The organism is Cellulosilyticum sp. ST5 (assembly GCF_046529625.1).
GTDB classification, from domain to species: Bacteria; Bacillota; Clostridia; order Lachnospirales; family Cellulosilyticaceae; genus Cellulosilyticum; species Cellulosilyticum lentocellum.
Genome location: NZ_CP132338.1, coordinates 1,626,822 through 1,650,044, shown reverse-complemented (window position 1 = coordinate 1,650,044; position 23,223 = coordinate 1,626,822). Strand labels below are relative to the sequence as shown.

The following is a 23,223-nucleotide window of genomic DNA, read 5'->3' as shown; positions in this document are numbered from 1 at the left end:
AAGGGGAACGAGGCGTGAGTAAAATAAAGAAAATATGGACAACCTTATTTGCAAAAAATAAGTTTCGCAAAGGGACGGAATTAGATGAACATTCAATGGAGGGTTTATTTGAGGAACTTTATGAACTTCAGATGAAAATGAGTCGTACTCAGCACTATCTTGAGGAGCTAGAGGGTAAAGAAACTTTAGCTAGTCAATATGAAGTGTTAGACAAAGAAGATATACATAAGTTAGATATTTTAGCAGGGCGTGCTAAGACCATAGAAGAAAAAAAGATGAATCTAAGAGGCAGACTCATTAGTAATAATTCAGCTTTAGCAAGAGTAGGTCAGTATGAAGAAGAGATACCTGACCTCATTAAGGAAATGCAAATAGCAGAAAAACGACGTAGAGAAACAGAAAATCATATTTTTTACTTAGAAGAAGAAAAAGAAGAGCTTTATGAAGAAAGAGAATCTCTTTTACTAGGATATCGTTTTCTGAAAGGGTTTAGTGGCATCATGATAGCAGCTATTGTCATTTGCTTATTTGTTTCCTTTGCAGTCTTGCAGACATTAAGAGAACAGATATGGATAGTTCTAACAACTATAGGATTTGTAGTAGTAGCTTTATTTATAGGTGTTGTTATTTTGAAAGAAAACATTGACAAAGAACTCAGTAGGAACGTAGTCTTACAACAAAAAGCTGTTAAATATCTTAACAAAGCTAAAATTAGATTGTTTAATCAAGTACAGTATCTAGAATTTCAATATCATAAGTTAGGTGTAGACAGCGTTGCTAAGCTAGAGCTTTATTATAACCGTTACTTAAAAAACAAAAATAATGAACGTATTTATTTGCAGATGAATGAAACGCTTAATGAGATTGAAGAAGATATGTTAGCTATTTTAAGTGGCAAGGGAATTAAGATAGATTATATTAATAATCTATCAGACTGGGTTTTAACGCCTAAAAAGCTTAATGAGATGAAACAGGTAAAAGAAGAACGAGAGAAAGCGATTGAACAAATTCATGGGTTAAGAGCTTATGAAGAAGAGCTATGGAAAGAGATCTATGCGTTGGGTCAAGAAGAACATTTAAAAGAGAAGGTAGCAGTAGCTATTGAAGCTTATAATGAAAGTATGATGCTTGACAAAACCGAGAAAGGTGCATAAAATGTTAAGTAATTAAACATTTGATGCAATGAAAAAGAGGAGTATAGTGCTACTGCGTATAGAGAGAGAAGATTATAAGCTGAAAGTCTTCTTACGAAAAGAACACTAGAAGGTAGCTTTGGAGCACCATTTCTGAAAATAGTAGGAAATGGCGGGTATGCCCGTTAAAGCTAACAAGTGTTTTGCAAAGTAATTTATTTATTTATTTATTTATTTATTTACATTGCAAAGAATTAAGGTGGTACCGCGAGCTTCTTCGTCCTTATTGGGATGAAGAAGCTCTTTTTGACGTTATTACCTTAAAAAATGCCTAAAATAAAGGGGTGAGACGATGCAGATGATAGGTTTTGTGCTTTTGTGCATTGGACTCATGATTTGTTTTTTTGCTAGACGTATTGTACGTGGCAAAACAAAGATGGATCCTAAGGATGAAGCAGAAATGCATTTATTAACATCGGGTGCCGTCATTGCAGTAAGGATGGCAGGATTAGTTGTTGTTGGCGTCGGCTTTGTTTTTCTTTTGCTAGGCGCATCATGAATAATGTTTACAAACTTATATATCTAAATAATTACAAAGTAGATCATTCACAAGGAGGAACAATATGAAGCAGTTAGAAAAAGTATATGATCCAAGTAGCGTTGAAGAGCGCCTTTATCATCAATGGATGGAAAAAGGTTATTTTCATGCTGAAGTAGAAAAAGATAAAAAACCTTTTACAATTGTGATGCCACCACCCAATATCACAGGGCAACTTCACATGGGTCATGCTCTTGATAATACCCTTCAAGATATTTTAACACGTTACAAACGTATGCAAGGTTTTAATGCCCTTTGGGTACCAGGAACAGACCATGCGAGTATTGCAACAGAAGTTAAAGTGGTAGAAAAAATTGCAGCTGAAGGGCTTACAAAAGAAGATTTAGGCCGTGAAGGTTTCTTAGAAAAAGTATGGGAGTGGAAAGAGCAATATGGCGGCCGTATTGTAGAACAGCTTAAAAAATTAGGTTCTTCTTGTGATTGGGATAGAGAACGCTTTACCATGGATGAAGGCTGCTCAGAAGCTGTACAAGAGGTTTTCATTAGACTTTATGAAAAAGGTTATATTTACAGAGGCTCACGCATTATTAACTGGTGTCCAGTTTGTGGGACTTCTATTTCAGATGCAGAAGTAGAACATGAGGAAAAAGAAGGTCATTTCTGGCATCTTCGTTATCCTGTAGTAGGTAGTGATGAATTTGTACAATTAGCAACAACAAGACCTGAAACTATGCTTGGAGATACTGCCATTGCTGTTAACCCAGAAGATGAACGTTATGCTCACTTAGTAGGTAAAATGGTTCGTATTCCACTTGTGGATCGTGAGATTCCAGTCGTAGCAGATTCTTATGTTGATAAAGAATTTGGAACAGGTGTTGTTAAAATTACACCAGCACATGACCCTAATGACTTCGAAGTAGGTAAACGTCATGACTTACCAGAAATCTGTGTCATGAATGATGACGGCAGTATGAATGACCTTTGTGGTAAATATGCAGGTATGGATCGTTATGAAGCAAGAAAAGCTTTAGTAGCTGATTTAGAAGCAGCAGGTTTCCTTGTAAAAGTAGAACCTCATACGCATAATGTAGGAACACATGACCGTTGTAAATGTGTTATTGAACCAATGATCAAGGCACAATGGTTTGTAAAAATGGAAGAAATGGCTAAACCTGCTATTGAAGCTGTTAAAAGCGGTGAACTCAATCTTGTACCAAAACGTATGGAAAAAACCTATTACAACTGGCTTGAAAATATCAGAGATTGGTGTATTTCTCGTCAATTATGGTGGGGACACAGAATCCCTGCTTACTACTGTCAAGATTGTGGTGAAATTATTATTGCTAGAGAAAAACCTCATACATGCTCTAAATGTAGTGGTTCAAACTTTGTTCAAGATGAAGATACCCTTGATACATGGTTTAGCTCAGCGCTATGGCCATTCTCAACTTTAGGTTGGCCAGAAAATACAGAAGAGCTTAAACATTTCTATCCTACAAGTGTCCTTGTAACAGGTTATGATATTATTTTCTTCTGGGTTATCCGTATGGTATTCTCAGGTATTGAACAAATGGGAGAAATTCCATTTAAAGATGTTTTATTCCACGGGCTTGTACGTGCAGCTGATGGGCGTAAGATGAGTAAATCACTTGGTAATGGGGTAGACCCACTTGAAGTGATTGAAAAATACGGTGCAGATGCTTTAAGACTCACACTTGTAACAGGTAATGCACCTGGTAATGATATGCGTTTCTACTATGAAAGAGTAGAAGCTAACCGTAACTTTGGTAATAAATTATGGAATGCAGCACGTTTCATTATGATGAACTATGAAGGAGAGGATATTAATTTAACAGTAGACTTAAAAGACTTAATTCCTGCTGATAAATGGATTCTTTCAAAAGTGAATACTTTAGCTAAGGAAGTAACCGATAATATGGATAAATATGACCTTGGTGTAGCTGTTCAAAAATTATATGACTTTGCATGGGAAGAGTTCTGCGACTGGTATATTGAAATGGTAAAACCACGTCTTTATAACAAAGAAGACGTTACAAGACCTGCAGCACTTTGGACTCTTAAGACAGTCATGACCCAGATTTTAAAAATGCTTCATCCCTATATGCCATTTATTACAGAAGAAATTTTCCTTGGTCTACAAGATCAAGAAGACTCTATCATGATTTCAACATGGCCTGCTTTTATAGAAGAGTGGAACTTTAAAGCTGAAGAAGAAGAAATTAACTTAATCAAAGAAGCTGTACGTAACATTCGTAACTTACGTAGTGAAATGAATGTACCACCATCAAGAAAAGCAAAAGTATTTGTTGTATCAGAAGATGAAAAAGTAATTAGCACCTTTGAAAATGGTAAGGTATTCTTTGCAGTACTAGGTTATGCTTCAGAAGTTGTGATTCAAAAAGATAATGCAGGTATTGATAGTGATGCTGTATCTGTAGTGATTCCAAATGCAACGGTTTATATTCCATTTGCTGATCTAGTAGATATCGAAAAAGAACTGGATCGTCTTGCTAAAGAAAAAGCAAAACTTGAAGGTGAAGTAGAGCGTGTTAATAAAAAATTAGCAAATGAAGGCTTCGTAGCAAAAGCACCAGCCAAACTTTTAGAAGAAGAAAAAGCTAAAAAGGAAAAATACGAAACAATGCTTGAAGCTGTGGTTGAACGTATTGCACATTTAAGCAAATAAGTAGTGAAACGAGATAAGATAAGAAGAAATCATATAAGTCATGGGGGGATGTCTAATGGCTAAGGGGAAAGTCACAATGAAAGACATAGCTAAAGAATTAAATATTTCTTTAGCTACGGTTTCTTATGTCATAAACCATTCAGAAAAAGAAAAAATTAGTCATGATATGAGACTCAAGGTATTAGAAACTGCTAAAAGAATGGGTTATGTCCCTAATTTATCTGCTAGATCCTTAGTAAATAGGAAAAGTAATTTAGTAGGGATTATGATTCATTTAAAACCTGATGACCCCATGACTAAAAAGCAATATTATTATGATTTAGCAGCTCACCTTCAAGGTGAGCTACATCAAATAGGATATGATACAGTGATTTCTATGACACATGATCTTGAAAATATAGATATTATCTCTAAGCGTTCTTTAGAAGCTGCATTTATTATTGATGTAGATGAAAAACATTTTAAAAAAATTACAAGTCAATATTATGTTCCTATTATTTTTATGGATTGTGATGTTGAATTACAGCTGTTTTATAAAGTATTACCGGACTATACTTTTCTGTTAAACCAAGCTAAACGAATGCTAGGTGAACCCTATCCTTATTTAATAATGGAAGATGTGATTAATGGCAAAGTAAGAAATACTTTAATGAGTGATTTTAAGCAAGAAGATATTTTCATTCATAAAAGACATGCTGATATGAAAGCTTTTTTAGAACGGCATATAGGGAAAAAAGGTATTGTAATAGGTGAAAATCTAGGGGTACAAGTAGAGCGTTATATAGATTCTAGCCAAATAGTAGTGATTGCTTCAGGAGCGGCCAGAGAAACTTTATTACCATATACAAGGTATATAGAAGTAAGTAATAAAAGAAAAGCTGAAATGGGTGTTCGCATTCTAAAGCAGCTTTTAACTTTGGAATATGATGAAGCAGCAGAAACGAGAATTTTAATGTTACCAGATTAATAGGACTAAAAAGAGGTTGCAGAAATGCAACTTCTTTTTTTACGTATTTTTATTTTCTTCAGCTACTTATTTAACTTAATAAAAACAAATGATAGTGTAAAAAGTATGTAAATAGAAGCGAGGAAAGGTAAGAAAACGACTTAACAAAAAATGATTAAGTAAAAATACTAGTAAAATGCAACAAAAAAATGGTTTAAATAAAAATAAAATTGTGAAAATTATATTGACTATAGAAAAATATCGTGATAAATTAAAATCAACTTAAACGATTAAGTTATTGAGTATTAGGTGATGGGAGGATGTGAAATGAAGAAAAGTACAAAGGCAGTAGGGTTATCTGCTTTCTTATGGGGAAGTGGACAATTTTTCATAGGAAAGCAATACATAAAGGGACTATTGTTCTTCATTGTTCAAATGCTATTTATAGGAATAGAGCTACAAAGTGGTTATTGGTTGGAATATCTAGGTGGTCAAATTAAGCAATTTAGTATAAGAATTCATGGTGGTTATTTTACAAAAGGTATTTGGGGTTTTATTACCTTGGGAGAGAAGTTAGGGGTTAGAACAGGAGATCATTCAACAATACTTTTAATTAATGGCATTATCGTCTTATTGCTTTTAGGACTATTTATGGCTATTTATATATGGAACCTAAAAGACAGCTATAAAACTGGAAAGATGATAGATGAAAAGGGAGTTTATGTATCTTCCAAAGAGTATTTGAAACTGACTTGTACCAAGTTCTTTCCTTATGTGATTTTAGGGCCTATTGTAGTAGCTATTATGTTCATTGTTGTGATGCCAATTATCTTTTCTATATTAACGGCCTTTACAAACTATAATAAGAATCACTTACCCCCAGCTCATTTAATTGATTGGGTAGGATTTTCTAACTTTACCAAGCTATTTCAAGTACCAGTGTGGTCAACAACATTCTTTTCAGTTTTAGGCTGGACCATTATTTGGGCTATAAGTGCCACCTTTACAACTTACTTTTTAGGCTTATTTCAAGCTATTTTGCTAAGTAGCTCCTATGCCAAATGCAAATCGCTATTTAGAGGCATTCTTATTTTACCTTGGGCTATTCCTCAAATGATTACACTATTAGTATTTAGAAACTTACTTAATGGTCAGTTTGGTCCTTTAGGTCAATTACTTATTGATATAGGCTTGGTGAATGAGAGAATTCCCTTTTTATCAGATCCGATTATTGCTAAGGTTACGATTATCGTTGTTAATTTATGGCTTGGTTTTCCGATGTTTATGGTAATGATTCAGGGGGTATTAGGGAATGTGGATCAGGCTTTTTATGAAGCAGCCCACATTGATGGAGCTACATCTTTTCAGTCTTTTAAGTATATCACATTGCCACTTATTTTTAGGGCAACGGCACCACTCATTATTATGAATCTGGCTAATAATTTTAACTGCTTTGGTATTATTTATTTCTTGACGGAAGGAAATCCAGCTAATCCGAATTATCATTTAGCAGGTCATACAGATATTCTTATTTCTTGGATCTATAAGCTTACCTTAAGTGATCAAATGTATAATATGGCAGCTGTTATGTGTATTATCATTTTTGTAGTCATAGGAACGGTATCTTTTTATAACTTTAGAAGAACACAAGCTTTTAAGGAGGTGGAATAGCATGAAGACTAGAATTAAGACCATTTTGGTTAATCTAGAATTAATGATCATGTCGATCATTGTGATTGTACCCGTTTCGTGGATTGTTTTATCTTCTTTTAATAAAGGAACAAGTTTAGCAACTTCTACCTTCATTCCAAAACAATTGACTTTCGAAAACTATAGACGACTTTTTCAAGAAACGAATTTTACCACTTGGTTTAGTAATACATTTCAAATTGCTACTTTAAATGCAATCATTTCAGTTTTTCTCATCTTAATAACTGCTTGGGTATTATCACGATTTCAATTTAAAGGGAAAAAGCAAGGTCTTATCACTTTACTTATCTTATCCATGTTTCCTAGCTTTTTATCTATGACAGCTATTTATTCGCTGTTTGTTAACTTGGGGTTGGTAGGAAAACCACTAGCTTTAGTACTTCTGTATTCGATAGGTGCCATTCCATATAATGTTTGGCTTGTTAAAGGTTACTTAGATGGTATTTCTATGTCACTAGATGAAGCTGCTTATATTGATGGTAGTACAAAACTTACCACATTTTTTAAAATCATTGTACCTATGTCAAAGCCAATCATTGTGTACTGTATGGTTTCACAATTTATGTTCCCATGGATGGATTATATTTTACCCAATCTTTTGTTAACAGGAGACAAAACAAGAACGGTAGCTGTTGGCCTTTATAGTATGATTACAGGCAATGAAAACTCTTATTTTACAACTTTTGCAGCAGGTTCAGTGGTTATTGCTGTTCCATGTACGCTTTTATTCTTAGTATTTCAGAAGTTTCTAGTACAAGGTATTGCATCAGGAGCAAGTAAAGAATAGTGAAATCAAAGGGGGATTAATAAATGAAATTTAAAAAACATGCCATTATTACATTAAGTTTATTAATAAGTTTAGGAGCTATGGGTTGCCATAAGGCTTTGCCTATAGAGGATGAAACTGAGGTGAAAAGTAATGAAGTCAATGAAAAGGGGGAATTGGTACCAGAACAAGGGGCAAAGCTTGTATTTTGGACCGTAGATGAGGAGTATGGCAAAGCCATTGCTACTGCTTTTGAAGCTCAATATAGTGTGCCAGTCACAGTAGAAAAAGTAGGTATGGGTGAAATTGACAAAATGATTTTAACTGGACCGACTCAGACAGGAGCAGATGTATTTATGAGTTCACATGATAATATGCCAACAGGCATGGCAGCAGGTTTGTTTTTAGAGATTAATCCACAAATAGCTGAACGTATTAAAGCAAAGATGAATGATGTTGGTATTAAAACGGTAACGGTAGATAACAAACTATATGGGGTACCAGTATCCATTGAAACCAGTTGCTTATTTTATAACAAAGATCTTGTAGGTGAAACACCAGCTATCACACTAGAGGAAATATTAGAAGAGTCTAAGACTTATAATGATGTGGTAAACAATAAGTTTTATTTCCTTTATTCTACCCCTGATACCTATAAAGCCTATCCTTTATTAAGTGCTTTTGGTTATCATGCGTTTGGAGAGAATGGTGATGATAATGCACATCCTGGCTTTGAAACAGAGGCTTTTAAAAAGGGACTTGAACTTATTTATAGCCTTCGTGAAATTATGCCTGTTAGTGCTACAGATTTAAGGAATGCAGAGTTTGTGAGAAATTTATTCATGGAAGGGAAGGTAGCTTATGAGATTACAGGACCATGGGATATCAAAACCTTTAGAGATAGTGGGGTTCATTTTGGCGTAACGACGCTACCTACTTATGAAGGAAGAAGTTTAACACCTTTTGCAGGGGTGAAAACAGCTCATGTATCAGCTTGGACAGAGTATCCTATAGCAGCCCAATTACTAGCTGAATTTCTTGTGTCAGATGAAGGGGCTTCATTACTTTATGAAAAAGCTAATAAAATTACAACCTTAAAGGATGTATCCAATGTAAGAGGCCTAGGAGAAGACCCTTTGGTGAAACCTTTTACACAGCAATTTGAAAATTCCTTTCCTATGCCTAATGTAAAGGATATTAAAGCTTTTTGGACAGCTACAGAGAAGTCACTGATTTCTTTATATGATGGAGAACTTACGCCTGATGAAGCACAGAAAAAGACGATAGAAACTTGGGAGGCTATACTTGCTTCTCAAGCTGAATAACAGTATAAAGGAGACTAATATGAATAAAGAAGCACTATGTCATATCCCAAAAAGTAATTATGCTTATGCTTATAAGTTAGATGAACTACATATTCGTTTAAGGACCGCCAAAGATGATTTAGAGGAAGTCACTTTATTTTATGGCAATAAGTTTAATTGGCAAAATAAAAAGAGTGGGTGGATGCAGAAAGTTTATCAAGATGAGTATTATGACTATTATGAGTACAGGCTTCAATTAGAGGATACTAGACTAGGTTATTACTTTGGACTAAAAAAAGGAGAGGACTATTTATTTTTAACGGAAGTGGGATTAGAGGAAATATTTAATGATGATATGGCATATTGTTATTATTTTCAATATCCCTTTATTAATGCAGAAGATGTACATAAGCAGCCTTCTTGGCTTCAAGATGCTATTTTTTATCAGATTTTTGTAGAGCGTTTTTTTAATGGGGATGTAGCAAATTCTCCAACACCTTTAACCCCCTGGGAAGATGATCCTACGCCTAAGAGTTTTTTTGGAGGAGACTTAAAGGGGATTATAGAAAAGTTAGATTACTTAGAAAAACTAGGTATTAATGCCATTTATTTAACTCCTATTTTTGAATCTCCTTCTAATCATAAATATGATACTGTAGATTACATGCGAATTGATACTTATTTCGGAGATGAAAAAATTTTTGAGGAACTAGTCTTAAAAGCACATCAAAAAGGGATGAAAATTATTTTAGATGCAGTGTTTAATCATTGTGGTATAGCATTTGCTCCATTTCAAAATGTGATGCAAAAAGGTAGAGCATCTAAGTATTATGATTGGTTTTTTATTAAAGGGGAGAAAGTGATTCTAGAGCCGCCTAACTATTTAACTTTTTCTCAGGTGCCTTATATGCCAAAACTAAATACAGCTCATCCAGAAGTAAGAGAGTATCTTTTTTCCGTTGTTCGTTATTGGACCAAAACCTATGGTATTGATGGCTGGCGTTTAGATGTATCAGATGAAATCGAACATGGCTTTTGGAGAGCATTTAGAGAACTAGTAAAAGGCATTAATCAAGAGGTGGTGATTATTGGAGAGAATTGGCACAATGCTTATCCGTGGCTTATGGGTGATCAATTTGATAGTGTCATGAATTATCCACTTACTAAATTAATGGGAGATTATTTTGCTAGAAAGGCTATAGATGCTAAGGCTTTTAAAGAACAACTGACGAGTTTATATATGCGTTATCCTAAGCAAGTTAATGAAGGGATGCTTAATCTTTTAGATAGTCATGATACAGAAAGGTTTTTAACTTTATGTCAGGAAGATAAGGCTTCACTTAAAAATGCAGCAGCTTTTTTATTCGGCTATATAGGGATTCCGTGTACTTATTATGGTACAGAAATTGGGATGATAGGAGAATATGATCCGGGATGCAGAAAAGGATTTGATTGGTGTGAAGCACATTGGGATCAAGATGTATATCATTATTATAAGCGCTTAATAGCGATTAGAAAGCAAGAAAAAGTACTTCAAACAGGAGAAATGAGCTTGTTTTACCAAGGGAAGCTTTTTGTTATGAGACGATATGATCAGGAAGCAATGATAGATATAGTGATCAATCAAACACAGGGGCCCCTCACTTATGAAATTGCATACAGAGGAAAGAAGGAAGGAGGTAGATGTGAAGAGGTATTGTATAATACCCCTATCAATCAAAAAGACAGCTTGGTTATTCCTGCAGGACACACTTATTATATCAAAATAATAAATAGCTAATTAAAAATTCAATCTATAAGGAGTGAATAAAATGAATCAGATGTTAAAAAGAGTAGGGTCGTTTTTGATGGCATTAGGAATTGTAACAAGTATTTTGGGGTTAAGTGCAGAGACTAAAGCTGCCACTTCTGTAGTTGTTCATGCATATAATAGTGGATGGGAGAGTATGAATATATATAACTGGGGTGATGATGGGGAGATACTTGGTGCATTTCCAGGAACAACTATGACAGCTGAGGAAACGGAGCATTGGTATACAGCTACCATTAATGCGGAGCATCATTTAAATTTAGTATTTAGTGTGGATATCAATGGAGATGGCCAAGCAGAAGCACAATCTAGTGATATTAAAGATATTCCTATAGATCAGCAACAGGAGTATTGGGTTGTTATTTCAGCCCTAGAAGGTAGTAATGATTTAGGTGTTGCAGCAGGTGAAGCGCAGCTTTATAAAACAGAAGCTGAAGCCAAAACAGCAATAGAGGCATTGGCTAATCAAGTAGCGGAGGTAACACCAGCGCCTAGTGAAGCAGTGGCACCCACAACTGAACCAACATTAAAAGCAACACCAGTGCCTACAGAAAGTCCAGCATCAACTCAGACAGCAACACGCTCTAATGTACCATTAGTAATAGGTATTATCGGTGCTATTGTCATCGTAGGTTTATTAGGCTATATTGTTATTAAAAAGAAGAAATAAATTATTTCTACGAGAACCTCCTATCATAAACAATAGGAGGTTCTTTTGATGCTGTATATATCTTGAAAAGAATGCTATAATAAAAGAGGTTATTAAACGAGCTAGCAGATGACAAAGTAAGCAGACAAGGAGAATAAAGTGGGAAAAGTATTAGTATTTGCAGAAAAGCCCAGTGTGGGAAAAGATATAGCACGTGTTTTAAAATGTACACAAAAGCAAAATGGTTTTTTTGAAGGACCTAAGTATGTAGTTACTTGGGCTATGGGACATTTAGTAGGTCTTTCTGACCCAGAAGCTTATGGTAATCAATATAAAACATGGAGTATGGAAACACTTCCAATGCTACCAGAACGCATGAAATTAACTGTATTAAAAGGAACAGGTAAGCAATTTCAAATCGTTAAGAGCTTAATGCTACGAAAAGACATAGATGAAATCATTATTGCTACAGATGCAGGACGTGAAGGGGAATTAGTAGCAAGGTGGACCATTGATAAAGTAGGGGTTAAAAAGCCTATTAAACGTTTATGGATTTCATCTGTTACAGATAAAGCAATTTCGGAAGGTTTTAAAAATCTTAAGCCAGGTAAAGATTATGAAAACTTATATAAAGCGGCTGTCTGTAGGGCAGAAGGAGATTGGTTAGTAGGACTTAATGTCACAAGAGCACTGACTTGTAAGTTTAATGCGCAGCTTTCAGCAGGCCGTGTGCAATCAGCCACTTTAGCAATGATTGTAGCTAGAGAAGAAGCTATCAAAAACTTTCAGCCGAAGCCTTACTTCACGTTATCAGCCAAGTGCAAAGGCATTCAACTTGCTTATAAAGGTAAAAAAGGTGACCGTTTCTTTGATGAAAAGCAAATAGATACTTTAATTGGCAAGTTAGAAGGGAGCAAGGCACAAGTAACCGAATATAAGGAAACATCAAAGAAACAATATGCACCAGCTTTATATGACTTAACAGAGCTTCAAAGAGATGCCAATAAACGCTTTGGCTTTAGCCCAAAAGAAACCCTATCAGTGATGCAGCGCTTATATGAAAATTATAAAGTGCTTACTTATCCAAGAACAGATTCTAGATTCTTGTCAGAGGATATCGTACCAACACTTAAAGAAAGAATCAATGCTATTGCTATAGGACCTTATAAAATAGGAGCAAGAGAAGTTCTGAAAAATGGTATTAAGTCAAGTAAACATTTTGTAGATAATAGCAAAGTTTCAGATCACCATGCCATCATTCCAACAGAGGAAAGTCCAGATTTATCAAAGCTTAATAGCGATGAACGTAAAATTTATGATTTAGTTGTCAAGCGTTTTCTAAGTGTTTTACTACCACCTATGGCTTATAATGAAGGCGTATTAGAGGTAAGCAGTGAAGGGGAATGCTTTGTAGCAAAGGGCAAAAAAGTGATTGAACCAGGCTGGAAAATGCTTTATGAAATAGAAGCCGATGAAGATGAGGATGAAGTGGTACAAAGCTTACCAGAAGTTAAAAAGGGAGAAACAGTTGTTTTAGAACAGTTCTTTAAAACGAAGCAAATGACAAAAGCACCTAGTCGTTTTACAGAAGCTACACTACTTTCTGCTATGGAAAAACCTCATCAATATGTAGAAGTGGATCAAAAGGCAGCTAAGACATTAGGGGAGACCGGTGGCATTGGCACAGTTGCAACAAGAGCCGATATCATAGAAAAGCTTTACAACATGTTTTATATCGAGAAAAGTGGGAAGGAAATCGTTCCTACTTCTAAAGGTAAGCAGCTCATTGAGTTAGTACCAGTTGATTTAAAATCACCACTACTTACAGCTGAGTGGGAAATGGCATTAGAACAAATTAGTAAAGGTAAACAAGATCCAAAAGCCTTTATGAAAAAAATCAGAGTTTATAGTGAAGAACTGGTGCAATCTGTTAAGGGAAGCGGAGAAAAATATATTCATGACAATCTGACAGGTAAACGCTGTCCTGAATGTAACAAGCTCATGTTAGAAGTAAAAGGAAAGCATGGAAAACTGTATGTTTGTCAAGATAGAAATTGTGGTTATAGAGAAAATATTAGCCGTTTCACCCAAACAAGATGCCCTAACTGCCATAAAAAGTTAGAATTAAGAGGAGAAGGTGAAGGGCAAATTTATGTTTGTACCACTTGTACTTTCCGTGAAAAGTTAAGTGTCTTTAATAAGAAATACCGTAGTGAGAGCAAAAAGGTAGACAAGAAGTCTGTACAAAAATACCTTAAAGAGCAAACTAAAAAGGAAGAAGGTAACTTTGCTTTTGCAGAGGCTTTTGCGAAACTAAACAAATAAAGTAGTGACTTACTTAAGCAATCCTATTCTATTCAATGGACTTAAGTAAGTCTTTTTTTGATGAGTATCCAGAGAATAGTTATAGAAAACCAAGTAGATGAACAAACTAATAAAAAGTAATAGAGGTGGCTTAGAAATGAAAAGTAAAGACTGGATTTTTTTAGCGCCTTGCGCAGTAGGTGGCGCTATATTAGGAACTTGTTTATATATTGGTTATCGAATGATGTATACACCATCTGAAACCATTAATAAGTGGCCTTCAGATTATGGCCTTCTTTATGAAGATGTGAGCTTTGATGGACCAGTAAGGAACAAGGGAGGCAAAAGGTTAATGTTATCTGGTTGGTGGATACCAGCTCAAGAAGAAGGCGTGATTAGAGATAGCCGTTATACAGTTATTTTATCTCATGGCTATCATAATGTAAGAACACTAGAAGGAATTGCATTATTTGATTTGGTAAAGCAGATGAGTGCTGATGGGTATCATGTACTTATGTATGACTTTAGACACTGTGGCTTTTCAGAGGGTAGGATGTCAACTGGCGGTTATTTAGAACGTTATGATTTATTAGCAGCTATCCGTTATGTGAAAAAAGAAAAGCATTGTCATCATATTGTATTAATGGGATGGTCAATGGGAGCAGCTGTTTCTATTATGGCTGGTGCTATGGCAAAAGAAGTGCGGGGAATTATAGCAGATAGTCCCTATGCGGATTTAAAACATTATTTATATGAGAACATGAGCCGTTTTACAAAGCTTCCAAGTTTTCCATTTAGTTACTTAACAGTGGGGTTAACTAAGCATTGGCTTCGTATGAATATAAAAGAAGTAAGTCCTTTAGAAGCTGCTAAGCAATTAGGAAAGCGGCCTCTTTTACTTATTCATGCAGAAGGGGATGAGGTCATTCCTTATAAAGATACCCTTACTATCTATGAAGCTATTAAAGAAAAAGGAAAAGTAGACTATTGGGTACCTACTGTGCAAGGACACATTAGAGCTTATATCCATGAGAAGAAAGCTTATGAAGAAAAGGTATTAAACTTTCTTCATCACCTAGCTTATCCTAAAAGACGTCATTGTCAGGTAAAAAGAATAGTAGGTAAGTATTAAATGATCGCATAGATGAATAAGCCAGATGGCATCGTTGAACGAAATGAAAGGTCGTGTTAGAATAAGAAATAATGGATGAATAAAGAAAGAAGGAAACATAATGATGCATATTGTTTTACACGAACCAGAAATACCACAAAATACAGGAAATATTGCAAGAACCTGTGCAGCTACAGGTGCTACCTTGCATTTAATAGAACCGTTAGGCTTTTCTTTAGATGAAAAGCAGATTAAACGAGCAGGTCTTGATTACTGGCATCTTGTTAATGTTCAAACTTATAAAAATTATGAGGAATTTCTAGAAAAAAATAATTACCCTAAAGTTTATATGGCAACAACAAAATCAAGACAAACGTATACAGATGTAAGCTATGAAGAAGAATGCTATATTATGTTTGGAAAAGAAACAGCAGGTATTCCAGAAGAAATTTTATTAGATAACAAAGCAACATGCATTCGTATCCCTATGATTTCTGAAGCACGTTCTTTAAACTTATCTAATTCCGTAGCCATTGTCATATATGAAGCGCTTAGACAACATCAGTTTGAGCATCTTACTAAGCAAGGTGAGTTACATCATTATCACTGGTAAATAAAAACAATTTTCTGACTAAGATGTATAAAAAATAGAAAATCCGTTCATAATGAAATAGGGTTGATTTTTAAATCACGCCTAGCGTGTGCATTTTAGGAGGAAACAATGAAAAAAATAATTAAAGCTGTATGTCTAATTGGTATTTTATGGGGAACTTTAATTCCTGTTTATGCTACTACTACAGCTAAAAATAACATATTTCCAAGTTACACAGGAGTAACAGCTCAGTTAGTAGGAAATGAGATCAATGTAAGGAACTATCCAAGTAAATACGGCAAGGTGCTTATGTTAGCTAATGCGCAAGAACTCCATATCCTTGGACAAAATGATAAATGGTATAGAGTAAGTGTAAAAGGTGAAGAAGGCTGGGTATCTAAAGACTTTGTGGAAGTACCTGATGATAGCTTTATTCCATATAGTAAAGTATTAGGAGAAGAAATTGTAGACTATGGCAAGCTCTTTATTGGAACCCCTTATGTTTGGGGAGGAAACGATCTAAGAAGCGGAGTAGACTGTTCAGGATTAACCCAAAGGGTTTATGCAGGTTTTGATATTGACATTAGTAGAGTTTCCTATATGCAAGCCAAAGATGGTATTCCAGTTACAAAATCACAGCTTCAGCCAGGAGACTTAGTATTTTTTGACACATCGGGTGTTAATAACGGCCGTATTTCTCATGTGGGTATTTATGCAGGTAATGGTCAATTTCTTCATGCAGATAGTACGAGAGGTGTCATGCTCAGCCGATTAAGTAGTAATTACTATACTCGTAATTATGTAATGGGAAGTCGTATCTTACATTATTTTTAAAATGAGAAGAGTCCTTTTGAGGACTCTTTTTGTATTACGTTTTGGTGAAATTACGGGCAAGGGTGTTTCCAAATAGCAGAAGATGTGCCATAATAAAAATAGCGTAAAATATTGTATACGAGGTAACACAATGAATGAAAAAACACTTTATAAGTTAGAGTTTCATAAAGTTAAAGAATTAGTTAAAGCTTATGCAGTAACAGAAGGTGGAAAAGAAGCCGTTGCTCATGCAATGCCTCTTACAGAGCTTGAGGAAGTTAAAACGCTTCAAAAAGAAACTGCAGAAGCTATTCATATAAGTATCAAACAAGGTAAAATGCCTCTTGGTACTCTTAAAGCGGTTAAGCCTATTTTAAAACATATTGATATAGGTGCTATTTTGAGTGCAGGTGAGTTGTTAGCCATTAGAGATGTATTAAGATTAACAAGACAAGGCAAGAACTACTATCAAGATGCGATTGCTACAGGTGAAGTATATCCTTCAATAGGCGGCTATTTTGAAGGCTTAACACCTTTTACAACCTTAGAAAGAGAAATCTCACGTTGTATTATAGCCGCAGATCAGTTTGCAGATGATGCAACACCTGAACTGGCGCACATTAGAAAACAAATGAAATCCTTAGGTGTTAAAATTAAAGAAGTCCTTCAAAATATGATTCATTCTAGCCATTATCAAGATATGATACAAGATCCTGTTGTGACACTGAGACAAGACCGTTATTGTATTCCTATTAAGATTGAGTATAAAAGTCAATTTAAAGGCATTGTACATGATCAATCCTCTACAGGTGCTACTGTTTTTATTGAACCTATGGCTGTTGTAGAGTTAGGGAATGCCTTAAAAAGTTTAGAGGTTAAAGAACAAGAAGAGATTGAAAAATTGCTCATTGAATTAACCAATCAAATCGCCCCTATTACTGAGGAGATTGGAAGAAACTATGAGCTTTTAACCCTTTTAGATAGTATATTTGCACGTAGTGAATTTTCCCTTCGTTATGATTGTCGTGAGCCACGCTTAAACAATCAAGGTTACATTTTTCTGAAAAAAGCGAGACATCCTCTTTTAGCAAAAGAAAGTGTTGTACCGATTGACATTTATGTAGGGAAGGATTTTACCACCTTACTTATTACAGGACCTAATACAGGTGGTAAGACAGTTACCTTAAAGACCATAGGACTTTTTTCACTTATGGCTGCTATAGGCTTACAGATTCCAGCGGCTGAAGGTAGTGAAATGGCTATTTTTGAAGGAATTTATGCTGACCTTGGTGATGAGCAGAGTATAGAACAAAGTTTAAGTACTTTCTCAGCTCATATGACTAATATTGTAAGCATTTTAAAAGACATGAGCTTAAACTCCCTAGTATTATTAGATGAAGTAGGTTCAGGAACAGACCCAGTAGAAGGAGCTGCCCTAGCCATGGCTATCCTAGAACATCTTAGAAAACAACAAATTCGTACTGTTGCAACGACTCACTATAGTGAACTTAAATTATATGCACTTTCAACTGATGGCGTAGAAAATGCAAGCTGTGAATTTGACGTGGAGTCCTTAAGACCAACTTATCGCCTTTTAATTGGAGTACCAGGTAAAAGCAATGCCTTTGCTATTTCTATGAAATTAGGATTACCAGAGTATCTCATCGACGAAGCTAAAGTTTACTTACAAAAAGAAAACGTCAAAATGGAAGATATCTTAGTTGACTTAGAGCAAAGCAAGCGTTTAGCTGAAATGGAACGTGAACGTGCCAAAGCTTTTCGTGATGAAGCAGAACATCTAAAGGAAGAAATTCAAAACGAACGTAAGAAATTAGAGAAAGCTAAGAAAAAAGTACTAGAACGTGCGGAGTTAAAAGCTAAAGAAATACTTAAAACGGCTGAAGCTGAAACGGACAAGGTGCTTAAGGAAGTAAGAGCAGTAGCTAGAAAAGCGCAAGCAACCATTGATGAACAAAGCCTTTACAATGCAAAAAAGCGCATGTCGGATACTGTTTCTGCACAACATAAACGCGTAGGAAAAGTAGTAGGTAGACAAGAAAAAGTCGCTTTAAAAGCAGTAGAAGTAGGCGAAGAAGTAATGGTAACCTCGTTAATGCAAAAAGGCGTTGTAACGGCAGCAGCAGACCGTAGTGGTAATGTAGAAGTACGTATAGGTATTATGCCGATGCGCATCCCATTAAGTGGGCTTACAAGATTAGAAGAAGAAATACAGGTAGCTAAAAAGCAGGAAAAGAAAAAGACAAAAGGTCAAGTGAGCTATCATATGAATAAAACAAGTACCATTTCCACGCAAGTAGATGTAAGAGGAATGATGGTAGATGAAGCTTGGCCGGTAGTAGATAAATATTTAGATGACGCCTACTTATCAGGGCTTAAACAAGTTACCATTATTCATGGTAAAGGAACAGGTGCCCTTAGAAGCGGCATCACCCAAAAGTTAAAAAGACACCCTCATGTACAAGACCAAAGACCAGGACTTTATGGAGAAGGAGAAATGGGGGTTACAGTAGTAACGATTAAATAAAACAGTAATCTATAGAAAAGAGGGAAGATATGTTAAAGATACTTATAGTAGATGATGACACCAATATTTCCGAATTAATTGCTTTATACTTAAATAAAGAAGGATATGAAACAAAGGAAGTGGCTACAGGTCGCTTAGCTTTAGAAGTGTTTGAATCTTTTCATCCAGACTTAGTACTGCTAGATGTCATGTTACCAGAACTAGATGGCTATGATGTTTGTAAAGAAATTCGTAAGCAGCATCGCACGCCGATTATTATGCTTACTGCTAAAGGAGAGGTATTTGATAAGGTATTAGGCCTTGAGTTAGGGGCTGATGACTATATGGTAAAACCATTTGATCCTAAAGAACTTATAGCAAGAGTGAAAGCTGTCCTTAGACGTAATACGCAACCGATAGAGGAAGTTGCACCTAAAAATCGTATTGTGCTTGATAATTTAATTATTGATAAGGACAATTATTCGGTGACTTATGAAGGAGCTTTAGTAGAATTACCACCAAAAGAACTAGAGGTACTTTATTTTCTGGCAAGTCATCCTAAACAAGTTTTTACTAGAGAGCAGCTTTTAGATAAGATTTGGGGATATGACTTTGTAGGAGATACAAGAACTGTAGATGTGCATATTAAGAGGCTAAGAGATAAATTTGAGGGTGATCACACATGGAGCATAAAAACCGTCTGGGGCGTAGGCTACAAATTCGAGAGATAATGGATAAACTGAGATTTCCAAGTTTATTTAGCCGTTTAGTTTCTGTGTATATCAGTATTTTAGTGTTGATGTTAGTCATGCTTTTTATCACCTTTACCCATTCGTTTCAGTCCTATTTTGTGAAATATACTCAGGATATTATGAGAAAGCAAGCACAAACCATTGCCACGGAATTTTATAAAGAGGGTGCTTATAGTACTTCTAAAGAAGATGCACTAGAGAAAATTTTATATCGTGTACAAGTCATGTCCAGTTATTTGCAAGCGACTACCTGGATTGTAGATCAAAAGGGTGAGGGGCTTGTAATTGGTAAAGATAGTGTACAAAATATGGCACAAAAGTTACCCAAAGAAGCTAACTTGCAAGAGGTTTTTGAGGGACGTGCAGTGGGACTTGAAAATGGTTTTAAAGATTATTTTTCTACACCTGTTTTAACCATTGGTTATCCCATGGGAGTAGGTGAAAAGGTACAATACGCTTTGTTTATTCATACACCGATGCCTTATGTGCTTCAGACTATTGATGAAGTAAGAAATTTAATTTTAAAGGTAGTGGGGATTGTAGGGACGGTCATGTTCATATGGATTTATTTTATCTCTAAACAAATGACCAAGCCCCTAAAAGAGATGAATACAGTTGCTAAGACCATAGCAAGTGGTCATTTTGATGAGCGTATTATAGTGAAGGGGCAAGATGAAATAGCGGAACTAGGTTTGTCGTTAAACCATATGGCTGAAGAATTAGATAAGATTGAGGAGAATAGGAGAAGTTTTATTGCCAATGTTTCTCATGATTTACGTTCTCCCTTAACTTCCATCCAAGGTTTTGTAACAGCTATGTTAGATGGAACTATTTCCCCAGAAAAGCAAGAACGCTATTTAAAGATTGTACTTAGTGAAACGCATCGTATGATTGGTATGACTAATACTATTCTAGAGTTAAATAAGATGGAAGAATCTAAAGATGCGCTTCATAAAACAGCTTTCAATATTAATAGTGTTATTGAACGTAATTTTGCTAGTTTAGAAAAACGGGCTTTAGAAAAAGGTGTAAGTTTAGTTAAGATGTTTGAAGCAGATCCACCTTATGTTGTAGCAGATTTAGATGGAATCAGCCGTGTGGTCCAAAATCTTTTAGATAATGCTATGAAATTTGTAGAGCAAGATGGCACGATAGAAGTAAGAACAGCATTAAAAGATGATAAAATATGGGTAGCTATTTGTAATTCAGGACCACCTATTCCAAAAGAGCAACAATCAGAAATTTGGAATCGCTTTTATAAAGGAGATCGTTCTAGAGGAATGGATAAGCGCGGTGTAGGATTAGGGTTAGTTATTGTGAAAGAAATTATCAAACAACATGGAGAAGTGGTCGGCGTTGAATCAGAAGAAAATAAGCCGGTTATTTTCTATTTTAGTTTGCAACAGAAGAAAGCAAATCTATTTTAAAAACAAGGTATTTATCTTGGCAAGGGCAAGATGCTAAGAATAAATACCTTTTCTTTTGTTTGTTAACAGAATTTAACAGTGAAATCTATAGAAAGCGTTGAAAACTCATGGTAGATTTGTTAGTATTACTTTAGGAAAGAAAAGGGAGAGAGTATATGACACAAATTAGTGATATGAAGCCTCAAGACAATATCAAAGGCTATTACTTATGTAAGTTTAAACAAATTTTAAAAAATAAAAATGGAAAAGACTATTGTACTATTAGATTACAGGACCGTACGGGTGCTATAGATGCCAAGATTTGGTCCTTTCATAGTTGTATTTTACCTTTTGAAGTAGATGATATTGTAGAAGTAGAAGGAGAGACCTTACTATATCAAGAAAACTTGCAGCTTAATGTGACTAAAATACAAAAAGCTGAAGGCGGTTATGACTTAAAGAACTTTATTCCACATACCAAAAAAGATGTAAATGTATTAGAAGCAGAGCTATTAGAGCTCATTGAAAAGGTTCAAGAACCTTCTATTAAGCAGCTTTTAGAGACCATCTTTTTAGATGAAAAAACGTATGATGATTTTATCGTTCATAGTGCTGGTAAGAGTGTTCACCATGGGTATTTAAATGGCTTATTAGAGCATACCATCACAGTCACTAAACTAGGTCTTGCTATGGCAGATTTATATGAAAATGCCCAAAAGGATTTGGTAATAGCAGGTTGTTTACTGCATGATATTGGCAAGCTTAGAGAATTAACCACTTTTCCAAGGAATGATTATTCAGATGAAGGCCAGCTCATTGGCCATTTAGTGATTGGAGCTGAAATAATTCATGATGCAGCTAGCCAAATTGAAGGCTTTCCAGCAGAAATTGAAATGTTACTTAAGCATGTAGTCATCGCTCATCATGGTGAATATGAATATGCATCACCTAAAAGGCCTAAATGTATAGAAGCTATGATTGTTCATTTAGCAGACTTCTCAGATTCACGGCTTAAAATGATAGATGAGCTTTTAGAAACAAGTAGTGAAGAGCCTTATGTAGGTTATCATAAATTATTAGGAAGAAATATTAGACGAGTAACCTTATGAAGAAAGAAAAGGGAAGTGCCCATAAAAAGTTATCTGCCAATGAAATAAATCGCTTTATTTATTGTCCCTATCAGTGGTATTATGGCCGTTATTATGGGCAAACTGCTTTAAAGGAGCAGTATAAAGCACTAGGTAGTAAACAAAGTAAAACAGAAGCGCATTTTACAAAGGGAATTAAATTTCATAAGGCCTATTATAGAAGCTACCGCATCAAACGTCTATTAATGATTTTAGGGCTAATCCTAGTGATTGCTATTTTAGTTGGGAGTTTTATGAGATGGTCCAAATAATAGAAATAAGCTTACTCCTTAGTTTTACACTCCTTTTATGGTTAGGTTTTAGACCCACAATAAGTGTTAAAGACCGGAGAGAAATAGGTGTCAAAAGAGCGTCAGCCATTTATAAAGATGAAAAAGGAACAAAGCTTTTAGTAGCAGAACGTCTAGCTTTACAAGGAAAGCCGGATTTTATCTTTGAAACCTGGCTGCTAAGACGTTATATTCCGTTAGAGATTAAAAGTGGTAAGCTAACAGAAGATCAACCACACCTAGGAGATGTGTATCAACTGGTAGCTTATTTTTTAATCATTGAAGAAGTTTATGGAAAAAAGCCACCTTATGGAAAACTGGTTTATGCCAATAAAACCTTTACGATTCGTAACACGGCTAGGCTAAGAGCAGATCTTAAGCGTACAATGAAGCAAATGAGAGAAATGTTAGAAGGGGAGTATAAGCCAATAGCAACACCAGACTTTATGAAATGTAAACATTGTATTTGTAAAGATACCGTATGTGAATGGCAGGGGAGAGCGAAATGAAGAAAACAGAAGGAAAAGTAAGTAAAGAAAATACAGCAAAACCATTGGTGAAAAAAGAAGAGCAAGGCTATTCACCTTTATTAGAGCGCTTTTTGCAAAAAAACATGACCGATCGTATGCAAGCTGTGGATGATGAAGTATTAGCAAAAGCTATTAAAACCTTACTTTTTGAGGAAAATAAGAAAAATAAACGTTTAAATTAGGAGTAACT

Annotated in this window: 20 protein-coding genes and 1 other annotated feature; all 20 genes read left to right on the top strand. The window is 35.2% G+C overall.

Translation table 11 applies throughout. From position 1 onward, the window contains the following. Nucleotides 1-14: 14 nt before the first annotated feature. The 20 genes from QTL86_RS08075 (at nucleotide 15) to QTL86_RS07980 (ending at nucleotide 23,215) form a co-directional block, all read left to right on the top strand. Nucleotides 15-1,154, top strand: coding sequence for a hypothetical protein (locus tag QTL86_RS08075; protein ID WP_127066448.1), 1,140 nt, complete (start codon nucleotides 15-17; stop codon nucleotides 1,152-1,154). Between the two features lie 19 nt (nucleotides 1,155-1,173). Then, nucleotides 1,174-1,421 (top strand) — a binding site (T-box leader). Between the two features lie 64 nt (nucleotides 1,422-1,485). Then, complete coding sequence (locus QTL86_RS08070) at nucleotides 1,486-1,692, top strand: hypothetical protein (protein WP_013656941.1); 207 nt, start codon at nucleotides 1,486-1,488, stop codon at nucleotides 1,690-1,692. Nucleotides 1,693-1,756: 64 nt separating this feature from the next. Next, entirely contained in the window at nucleotides 1,757-4,399 is a 2,643-nt protein-coding gene (locus tag QTL86_RS08065) for a valine--tRNA ligase (RefSeq protein ID WP_410496941.1), read from the top strand. Nucleotides 4,400-4,454: 55 nt separating this feature from the next. Further along, the gene (locus tag QTL86_RS08060; protein ID WP_410496940.1) at nucleotides 4,455-5,366 is read left to right on the top strand and encodes a LacI family DNA-binding transcriptional regulator; all 912 of its coding nucleotides are present in this window, start codon (nucleotides 4,455-4,457) and stop codon (nucleotides 5,364-5,366) included. 306 nt (nucleotides 5,367-5,672) lie between these two features. Beyond that, nucleotides 5,673-7,016 carry a carbohydrate ABC transporter permease gene (locus tag QTL86_RS08055; protein ID WP_410496939.1) on the top strand — a complete coding sequence of 448 codons (1,344 nt, stop codon included), beginning with the start codon at nucleotides 5,673-5,675 and terminating at the stop codon, nucleotides 7,014-7,016. A 1-nt stretch (nucleotide 7,017) separates the two neighbouring features. After that, nucleotides 7,018-7,842 carry a sugar ABC transporter permease gene (locus QTL86_RS08050; protein WP_410496938.1) on the top strand — a complete coding sequence of 275 codons (825 nt, stop codon included), beginning with the start codon at nucleotides 7,018-7,020 and terminating at the stop codon, nucleotides 7,840-7,842. 23 nt (nucleotides 7,843-7,865) lie between these two features. Then, nucleotides 7,866-9,146 carry a maltose ABC transporter substrate-binding protein gene (locus QTL86_RS08045; protein WP_013656946.1) on the top strand — a complete coding sequence of 427 codons (1,281 nt, stop codon included), beginning with the start codon at nucleotides 7,866-7,868 and terminating at the stop codon, nucleotides 9,144-9,146. Nucleotides 9,147-9,165: 19 nt separating this feature from the next. Then, the gene (locus QTL86_RS08040; protein WP_410496937.1) at nucleotides 9,166-10,905 is read left to right on the top strand and encodes a glycoside hydrolase family 13 protein; all 1,740 of its coding nucleotides are present in this window, start codon (nucleotides 9,166-9,168) and stop codon (nucleotides 10,903-10,905) included. Between the two features lie 31 nt (nucleotides 10,906-10,936). Beyond that, on the top strand, nucleotides 10,937-11,605 hold the full coding sequence (locus QTL86_RS08035; RefSeq protein ID WP_410496936.1) for a starch-binding protein: 669 nt from the start codon (nucleotides 10,937-10,939) through the stop codon (nucleotides 11,603-11,605). A gap of 138 nt (nucleotides 11,606-11,743) precedes the next feature. Then, nucleotides 11,744-13,909 (top strand): DNA topoisomerase III, encoded by a 2,166-nt coding sequence (locus QTL86_RS08030; protein WP_410496935.1) that lies wholly within the window; start codon nucleotides 11,744-11,746, stop codon nucleotides 13,907-13,909. 136 nt (nucleotides 13,910-14,045) lie between these two features. Next, nucleotides 14,046-15,020 (top strand): alpha/beta hydrolase, encoded by a 975-nt coding sequence (locus QTL86_RS08025; protein WP_190283314.1) that lies wholly within the window; start codon nucleotides 14,046-14,048, stop codon nucleotides 15,018-15,020. Nucleotides 15,021-15,120: 100 nt separating this feature from the next. After that, nucleotides 15,121-15,612 (top strand): tRNA (uridine(34)/cytosine(34)/5-carboxymethylaminomethyluridine(34)-2'-O)-methyltransferase TrmL, encoded by a 492-nt coding sequence (trmL, locus tag QTL86_RS08020; RefSeq protein ID WP_127066456.1) that lies wholly within the window; start codon nucleotides 15,121-15,123, stop codon nucleotides 15,610-15,612. 108 nt (nucleotides 15,613-15,720) lie between these two features. Then, nucleotides 15,721-16,425, top strand: a complete 705-nt coding sequence (locus QTL86_RS08015; RefSeq protein ID WP_410496934.1) for an NlpC/P60 family protein — start codon at nucleotides 15,721-15,723, stop codon at nucleotides 16,423-16,425. A 130-nt stretch (nucleotides 16,426-16,555) separates the two neighbouring features. Further along, on the top strand, nucleotides 16,556-18,949 hold the full coding sequence (locus QTL86_RS08010) for an endonuclease MutS2 (RefSeq protein WP_410496933.1): 2,394 nt from the start codon (nucleotides 16,556-16,558) through the stop codon (nucleotides 18,947-18,949). A gap of 29 nt (nucleotides 18,950-18,978) precedes the next feature. Then, on the top strand, nucleotides 18,979-19,659 hold the full coding sequence (locus QTL86_RS08005; RefSeq protein WP_127066459.1) for a response regulator transcription factor: 681 nt from the start codon (nucleotides 18,979-18,981) through the stop codon (nucleotides 19,657-19,659). After that, complete coding sequence (locus QTL86_RS08000) at nucleotides 19,611-21,107, top strand: ATP-binding protein (protein WP_410496932.1); 1,497 nt, start codon at nucleotides 19,611-19,613, stop codon at nucleotides 21,105-21,107. Before QTL86_RS08005 ends, QTL86_RS08000 begins: the two co-directional genes overlap by 49 nt. Nucleotides 21,108-21,262: 155 nt before the next feature. Beyond that, nucleotides 21,263-22,195, top strand: a complete 933-nt coding sequence (locus QTL86_RS07995) for a 3'-5' exoribonuclease YhaM family protein (protein WP_013656956.1) — start codon at nucleotides 21,263-21,265, stop codon at nucleotides 22,193-22,195. Then, on the top strand, nucleotides 22,192-22,485 hold the full coding sequence (locus tag QTL86_RS07990; protein ID WP_127066460.1) for a hypothetical protein: 294 nt from the start codon (nucleotides 22,192-22,194) through the stop codon (nucleotides 22,483-22,485). The genes QTL86_RS07995 and QTL86_RS07990 overlap by 4 nt, the downstream gene beginning before the upstream one ends. Next, nucleotides 22,473-23,012: a CRISPR-associated protein Cas4 gene (gene cas4 / locus QTL86_RS07985; RefSeq protein ID WP_127066461.1), complete on the top strand. Its 540-nt coding sequence runs from the start codon at nucleotides 22,473-22,475 to the stop codon at nucleotides 23,010-23,012. Before QTL86_RS07990 ends, cas4 begins: the two co-directional genes overlap by 13 nt. Beyond that, a complete protein-coding gene (locus QTL86_RS07980) occupies nucleotides 23,009-23,215 on the top strand; it encodes a hypothetical protein (protein ID WP_127066462.1) in 207 nt (68 codons plus the stop codon). Before cas4 ends, QTL86_RS07980 begins: the two co-directional genes overlap by 4 nt. Nucleotides 23,216-23,223 lie beyond the last annotated feature (8 nt).